Genomic DNA, 4922 nt, shown 5'->3' with positions numbered 1-4922 from the left:
ATTTTGTTTCGATTATGTTAATCATCACAGTTGTTCTCTTAATGCTGTCTTCTTATTTGACGCTAAAACCGATGATTACAGAGGATGGGAAAAATACAACTCAAAACGTGACGCAGTCACTTGAACAAAATATTGAATTGCAATTAAAGAGTTATGCCATTTCGTTATCAAGATTGGCTAATGGGGAATTAACGCATACATTTGTAACGAAACCAAGTAAAGAAGCTTCTCGGCTGTTTCACGATGACATTAAGCAAATCAAAGATAACGATGATTATGTTGCGATGGCTTACATAGGCACCGCAAAAAAAGAAATGTTTACATATCCAAAAGCGGATTTCGCTGAGGATTACGATCCAACATCAAGACCATGGTATAAGCTTGCAGCTGAAACCCCGGATCAAGTTGTTTGGACGGAACCTTATAAAGATGTCGTGACAGGAGACATGATTGTTACTGCATCGAAAGCGATCTTAGACGGGCAAAAAGTGATAGGGGTTGCCAGCTATGACTTGAAACTCTCTGCTATCCAGAGTATGGTCAATAAACAAAAGGTGCCTTACAAAGGATTTGCCTTTTTAGCTGATGCGAGCGGCAATCTTTTAGCCCATCCGTCAAATCAAGGAAAAAATATATCAAAGGATCAAACACTGCAAACCATCGCATCCGAGAAAAAAGGGATACAAGATGTGAATGGGAAAATGGTTGTGTACCAAACGATTGGCGAGACAGGCTGGAAGGTCGGAACGCAATTTGATACCGATCAATTAATGTGGATTTCAGATAAAATGAATCGGGCAAATCTTTGGATATCATTGATTGCGCTTATCATAACAATTATTCTCAGCTACTTCCTGGCCAAAACGATAACCGGTCCGATACAGCAGCTGATCGTAAAAACGAAAGCTGTTTCCGCAGGCGATTTAACAGTGCGCGCGGAATCAAAATCTAAGGATGAAGTCGGTATTTTAACAAGAGATTTCAATCTGATGGTTGAAAATATGAAGGAAATGGTTGAGCAGGTGAGACTCTCTTCAGGGAAAGTATCTGACACCTCTGAACAACTAACGGCTGTCTCTGCCGAAACAAATGAAACAAGCGGACAAATTGCAAAAGCGATTGAAGAAGTAGCCGCAGGGGCATCGGAACAGGCTTCTGAAGTTGAAACCATTAATGAAAAATCGGAAAGCCTGTCAACGAAAATCAGGCAAATCGCTGAGGAGGCAGGCGGAATTAAAGAACGCTCAAAATCGTCCGAGGATGCAAGCTATAAAGGACTTGACGCGCTCGGCCAGCTGCTGATGAAATCAAACGAAGCCAATATGGAAACGAAAAAGGTTGAAACGATGCTGCTGGATTTGGAAAATCAAACTAAGAATATTGAAGAAGTCGTTACAGCGATTTCAAACATATCTGATCAAACCAACTTGCTTGCCTTAAATGCCAGTATTGAGGCAGCCAGAGCCGGAGAAAGCGGGCGCGGTTTTGCCGTCGTAGCCGATGAAGTGCGGAAGTTAGCTGAGCAATCAGCCCTTTCTACAAAGCATATCAGCGAGACTGTGAAGCTTATCCAGCTTGAGACAAAAGAGGCCTCTCACGCGATGGTTGAGGCAAGCAGAATGAATGATGAACAAAACAGTGCCATTCACGAAACTGGAGAGGTATTAAATACGATAACTGCAGAAATGCAGTCACTGGTACAAGGTATTGATCACATTTACGCGGAAATTCAAAGAATGAGTGAAGAACAGCTTGCGATATCTGAAGCTATTCAAAGCATTTCAGCCATATCACAGGAATCAGCTGCCGCAGCAGAGGAAGTGAACGCATCAACCGATGAACAGCTTGTCACCCTTGAGAAAGTCAAACACTCAACGGAAACACTAAAACATGCAAGCCAAGAGCTTATGAACACAATTGCAAAATTCACATTGTAATCCAATTACATCCCCAAACATCATTTGTTTTGGGGATTTTTTATTTTATAAGATGAATAGATATGGTAGTCTAGAAAATGAAGGAAAAATGATAAATTTTAACTAAAATCTAAACGAAACATCTGGGAGGAATGACCTTGAAAAAAACAATTGGTTTTATCGGTCTTGGAGTAATGGGAAAAAGCATGGCATCACATATTCTCAATGACGGCCATCCTGTATTGGTGTACACCCGGACAAAAGAAAAAGCAGAAAGCATACTTCAAAAAGGCGCGATCTGGAAAGATACGGTCAAAGATCTTTCGAAAGAAGCGGATGTTATCATCACAATGGTCGGCTATCCCAGTGATGTTGAAGAAGTGTATTTCGGAAGCAATGGAATTATTGAAAACGCAAAAGAAGGGGCATATCTTATTGATATGACGACATCTAAGCCTTCGCTTGCGAAGAAGATTGCTGAAGCGGCCAAAGAAAAAGCATTGTTCGCTTTAGACGCTCCTGTTTCCGGTGGAGACATCGGTGCACAAAACGGAACACTCGCGATTATGGTCGGTGGAGAAAAAGAAGCTTTTGAAGCCTGCATGCCGATTTTCTCTTTAATGGGAGAGAATATTCAGTATCAAGGACCGGCTGGAAGCGGACAGCATACCAAGATGTGCAATCAGATTGCAATTGCAGCCGGTATGATCGGTGTTGCTGAAGCGATGGCTTATGCCCAAAAATCAGGCCTAGAGCCGGAAAATGTTCTGAAAAGCATCACAACGGGCGCAGCCGGAAGCTGGTCACTGTCAAATCTTGCTCCCCGTATGCTGCAAGGCAACTTTGAACCGGGATTTTATGTGAAGCATTTTATTAAGGATATGGGAATCGCACTAGAGGAAGCAGAATTAATGGGGGAAGAAATGCCAGGCTTGTCGCTCGCAAAATCCTTATATGACAAGCTAGCTGCTCAAGGTGAAGAAAACAGCGGAACACAGAGTATCTATAAGCTTTGGGTGAAATAAAAAAAGATTGCCTGTACGAAACAGGCAATCTTTTTTTTATTATTTTCCGATGAATTGTTGTGTCCAGATGCTTCCAGACTCAACGTAGCCAACACCGATGTGAGTAAAGTTAGGGTTTAGAATGTTTTTTCTGTGTCCTTCACTGTTCATCCAAGCTTTTACTACTTCTTCTGGTGTCTTTTGGCCCTTCGCAATGTTTTCACCTGCTGTTTTGTAGCTGATTCCGAAAGATTTCATCATATCAAACGGTGAGCCGTATGTTGGGCTTTGGTGATCAAAGTAGTTTTTGTCTTTCATATCCTGAGATTTTGCGCGTGCGGATTTGCTTAACGTTTCATCAATTTGAAGCGGCTTTAATCCTTGTTTTTGTCTTTCTGCATTTGTAAGTTCAACAACTTTTTTCTCATATGCACTTACAGATGAAGGTGCAGATGTTGTTGTGTTTGTTTTTTCAGCAGTTGCGGGTGCTTTAGAAGCAGTGTTTTGATCAGCAGCTGCTTTTTCAGTAGTCTTTTGTGCAGGTTTGGCCGTTTCTGTCTTTTGAACATCCTGAACTTTCACGTTAGATTGCTTCGCATGTTTTTGAAGAAGCTGCTTCATCTCTTTTTCGTTTGCAGCGTTTAACGTTTTGATATTTGTGTTAATATGCAGTTTTTTCACTGCATCGTTAAGTGACATGTTTTGTACTGTGTTCCCCGTTTTTACTGTAACCACAGGCTGGCAGGAGAGTTCTTTCGCTGATGCTTGCTGTACGCCCCCGAATGTGAATAATCCAACCGCAGCGGCAGCAGATAAAATAAATGCTTTCTTCATTAGTTCGTAACCTCCTAGAGTTGTTTGTTTCTACAGAAAAATCATAACATAGCTTTTTTGTCATAAAGATTCCAGCAATTTCCTTTGACAAATAGAGATTGTCATTTTCGTAAAGTAAATCCGTTGAATCACTAAGAATAAGGGAATCAGCGGTATATATGATTTTATCGTACCGTTACATAGCTTCCTTTTTTTTGAACCGTTAGTTATATTTTAATGTGTTTTTATATTGACAGCTTTTTTTACTCCTTTTCGCTGTAACAACTATTACAAAGGTGTTACAATTAATCTCAGTATATGTAAATATATTGAATGATTTGAGAGGGGTAACCAGAAGTGACTGAAATAGGACGTGAACCAAAGAAAAAGAGCAAAGGAAACAGAGCAATCAGAATGAACCTTTTTTTCCTAGCTGTCTTTGTTCTATTCACTGCATTAATTTTTAAGCTCGGGGTTGTTCAAATTGTTGAAGGCGAACAGCATGAAGAAGACGCTGAGAAATCAAATGCAAAAACAGCTTACTATCCTGCGCCTCGCGGGAAGATGTACGACAGAAACCAGAAAGTTGCTGTCGACAACCAGAGCGTTCCAGAAATTGTGTATGTATCAACATCTAGCACAAAAACAGAAGATAAAATCAAAACAGCGAAGCGGCTTGCTTCTTTCATTCATATTGATACCGAATTTTTGAAGGAAAGGGATCTTCGTGATTACTGGATCGCAGCTCATCCGAAAAAAGCCGCCGCTCTGCTTAAGGAATCAGAAAGCAATCTGAAAGGAGACCAAGCTTACAAGCTTCAAATAGAGCGTGTTCCGGATCAAGAATTAAAGGCTATTCAGCAAGATGACGAAGAAATGGAAACTGCTGCGATATATACAAGGTTTTCAAGCGGAAATGCTTACGAACCTCAAATCGTAAAGGCAATGAATCCAAATAAGAGCAATAGCAATGGAAAAAACGGAGCGCTGCTTGATGAGAAGAAAAACTCCTCGCAAAGACCAAAAAATGACTTAACATATGATGAAATTTCCATTGTTTCTGAGCATTTAGAAGAACTTCCGGGAATCGATATCGTAAACGATTGGACACGAAAATATCCTTATGACAAAACCCTTTATTCTGTTTTCGGGGGCGTCACGACACCTGATCAGGGCCTGCTGAGCGACC

3 protein-coding genes and 1 pseudogene are annotated in these 4922 nt (G+C 40.8%); 3 read left to right on the top strand and 1 reads right to left on the bottom strand.

Annotated features, from left to right (window positions below):
• Window positions 1-1937: methyl-accepting chemotaxis protein McpC (gene mcpC, locus RAC86_RS35345; RefSeq protein ID WP_377886680.1), on the top strand; the 1937-nt coding region annotated here is incomplete at its 5' end.
• Window positions 1938-2074: 137 nt separating this feature from the next.
• A complete protein-coding gene (locus tag RAC86_RS35340; protein WP_003245029.1) occupies window positions 2075-2941 on the top strand; it encodes an NAD(P)-dependent oxidoreductase in 867 nt (288 codons plus the stop codon).
• Window positions 2942-2980: 39 nt separating this feature from the next.
• Here RAC86_RS35340 and RAC86_RS35335 read toward each other — a convergent pair whose 3' ends face one another.
• Window positions 2981-3754 carry a CAP domain-containing protein gene (locus tag RAC86_RS35335; RefSeq protein ID WP_003244693.1) on the bottom strand — a complete coding sequence of 258 codons (774 nt, stop codon included), beginning with the start codon at window positions 3752-3754 and terminating at the stop codon, window positions 2981-2983.
• A 336-nt stretch (window positions 3755-4090) separates the two neighbouring features.
• Here RAC86_RS35335 and RAC86_RS35330 point away from each other — a divergent pair.
• Window positions 4091-4922: pseudogene (locus RAC86_RS35330) on the top strand (penicillin-binding protein); the annotation flags it as partial.

The sequence above is a fragment of the Bacillus sp. LR_5 genome, assembly GCF_042709275.1.
This window is presented reverse-complemented; position numbering and strand designations above follow the sequence as displayed.

Excerpts from the sequence above, each read along its gene's own strand:
- RAC86_RS35335 (WP_003244693.1), bottom strand. The coding sequence starts at position 3,754 with ATGAAGAAAGCATTTATTTTATCTGCTGCCGCTGCGGTTGGATTATTC.